The following is a 2449-nucleotide window of genomic DNA, read 5'->3' on the forward strand; positions in this document are numbered from 1 at the left end:
AATTTGCTCCCATCTTTTTGTAAGGTTTAAGTATATATGACCTTAACTAATCTGTCCAACTAAGTGTAACCTATCCAGATTCATAATAGATTGTAAATAGCTTAGTATGTAATAATGAAATCATACGAATCCAAAGCAAGGTGAAGTTAATGGACTTCTTTAAACTTATTTTTTACATCAATGCGATGGCAATCAGTCTGAATGTAGCAGCAACCTATTTAGTTATTGTAAATCTGATTTTAAATCAACCAATACACCCTTTTTTAATTTTAGGTTTAATTGTTGGTTATGGAGTGATGATTAAGTACAACTTCGTGTTTCATGAACTGTGGGATAAATGGTTTAATCATAAAAAGTAAGAGTGGAATAGTATCCAACAATACTCTTTTTCTTAGTATGATTTATTGAAAAGTGAAAGAGGTGTTCAGAAGTGGACTATTTCATGCTTTTGCGAAATGAAAATGTATCAGATTTAGACGAATATTTAAAAACACATGACGTGAATGAGGAAATAAATGAACAAACCCTTTTATATTGGGCGGTTCATGAAAATAATTTCACCTTTACCAATAGGCTTATTCATCATGGTGTCGATGTCAATAAGAAAGATAAACTAGGTAGAACTGCACTTCACATTGCCTGCTATTTTGGTTTTTATGATATTGCGGAACTTCTATTACAACATGGTGCAGTAGTAGATAGTACCTGTTTTAAAAGGGCATCTAGTGGCTGGGATAGCCATTATCAATCAGAAATAATAGAATTGCTTAGGAAGTATGTTCAGTAACTATCAGAAGCTAAAATTACCGATATAATCGTGTAACAAGGAAGTGGGAGAAACACAGTTATCAACAACTCTACATTTGAAAGGTGGGTAATTGATGAATAAACCTAGAGATAACAAAGAGTTCTGTCCATATTGCAATGTTGATCTGCAAGGAAAAGATATCCCAGAAAAAATACGTCATCACTATGGTAGTGCGACGCACGGTTCACGAAAGATTGCAATTTATAGTCGTGAGGAAGACCGAACCCTGAAGTGGCAGTGTCCTGATTGTGGAGGGGAATGGGAGCGGGAATGAAATAATATGTTGTTGGTTTTGATAGCAGGAGACATTATGTAGCCGGCAAAATATTTGGAGATAAAAATGTAGCGAATGCATATTTCCGTGATTTAAATGGTGAATTAACGGGAGCAATGATTGGAGAGACTACATCTCAGCTAATAAATGTGAAGGCCCGGCTTTTACTTGTATGTTTTCACAGTTGAACAGCTTCTGCTAATATAGCCTGTCTTATACTGCAATGAATGGCATTTTCTGTAACAACATCAACACTTATACCAAGTAGATCTTCCAGTTCATGTTTAAACCGAATCAGATCAAATAAACTTCTTTCTGGATCAATATCAACTAGTAAATCAAGGTCGCTATTTGGTCCATCTTCCAATCTTGCTGCCGATCCAAATACTCGTATATTATCAATCCCATGCTTCTTTCCGATTTTTATGATTACATCACGCTTTTCTTCAAGAACATCACATAACACCGTTCATCCCTCATTTTTTGCCCACTTAAACCTGTCCATTCAATTCTACGCTACCTATAAATCCCTCATACTCCATGTCATCTTTATCTTGATTGCACTTAATGCAAGTACAAACACAGTTTTGTGGGGTGCTTAAGCCGCCTTTTGCTCTGGAAACTTTGTGATCAATTGTATCAACGTATGCGATGTTCTTTATAATCCCGGCAAAATAATTTCCATTCCAATTATCTTCCAATACGCAATAATATGTTTCAAAATATGGTTTACTCAATATTAATACTAAATTTTTCTGAGGATATTATATCAAAAATGGCGGTAATGGTGTGTTATTGCAGCAAAAAACCCTTGCTGAATTATCAAGAAACTTGAACAAATGGAAACAAAAATATGGCGTCAAGCGAATTGAGTTGTTCAGTTCATATAGTCGCGAAAAGCAAAATGAATCAAGCATATTGATTTAATCGTTGAGTTTAACGATTCGGACCTATCTTTTGATCATATATAGAATTAAAATTTGAACTTGAGGATTGTTTTCAGAAGTCGATAGATTTGATGATAGTAAATGATATTAAACCTGCTTTAAAACAGAGTATTCTAGGGAGTGCAATATTTGCAGAAGAAGCCTAGATTGTCATGGAATTATTAGCAAACCTAGATAGTAAAGAGATCCAATTACTGATAAGATTCATTCGAGAAGAAATGGAATACTATTAAACTCAAAAGTCTTTGAAGAAATTTCTTTAAAGTCTTCTATGTCATTTATTTCGCTACTTGGATAGGTTACACTTAATTAGACAGATTCGTTAAGGTCATATAAACTTGATTCAACATGAGTCGGAGGGGAATCAATTATGACTAAGAGAAAAAGAAGAACATTTACTAAAGAATTTAAAGAACAAAT

General features: G+C 33.9%; 5 protein-coding genes. 3 read left to right on the plus strand and 2 right to left on the minus strand.

The window, feature by feature from the left end; translation table 11 throughout:
- Nucleotides 1–149: 149 nt before the first annotated feature.
- From AC3ASS_RS13995 to AC3ASS_RS14005, 3 genes are all read left to right on the plus strand, one after another.
- Nucleotides 150–359, plus strand: a complete 210-nt coding sequence (locus AC3ASS_RS13995) for a hypothetical protein (RefSeq protein ID WP_100332641.1) — start codon at nt 150–152, stop codon at nt 357–359.
- Between the two features lie 71 nt (nt 360–430).
- On the plus strand, nt 431–787 hold the full coding sequence (locus AC3ASS_RS14000) for an ankyrin repeat domain-containing protein (protein WP_441163009.1): 357 nt from the start codon (nt 431–433) through the stop codon (nt 785–787).
- 94 nt (nt 788–881) lie between these two features.
- On the plus strand, nt 882–1082 hold the full coding sequence (locus AC3ASS_RS14005) for a hypothetical protein (protein ID WP_488284124.1): 201 nt from the start codon (nt 882–884) through the stop codon (nt 1080–1082).
- 178 nt (nt 1083–1260) lie between these two features.
- Here AC3ASS_RS14005 and AC3ASS_RS14010 read toward each other — a convergent pair whose 3' ends face one another.
- On the minus strand, nt 1261–1548 hold the full coding sequence (locus AC3ASS_RS14010; RefSeq protein ID WP_441163011.1) for a nucleotidyltransferase family protein: 288 nt from the start codon (nt 1546–1548) through the stop codon (nt 1261–1263).
- A 25-nt stretch (nt 1549–1573) separates the two neighbouring features.
- Nucleotides 1574–1819 carry an HNH endonuclease gene (locus AC3ASS_RS14015; RefSeq protein ID WP_488284125.1) on the minus strand — a complete coding sequence of 82 codons (246 nt, stop codon included), beginning with the start codon at nt 1817–1819 and terminating at the stop codon, nt 1574–1576.
- Nucleotides 1820–2449: the final 630 nt, after the last annotated feature.

Source organism: Bacillus sp. JST-5 (genome assembly GCF_057747715.1).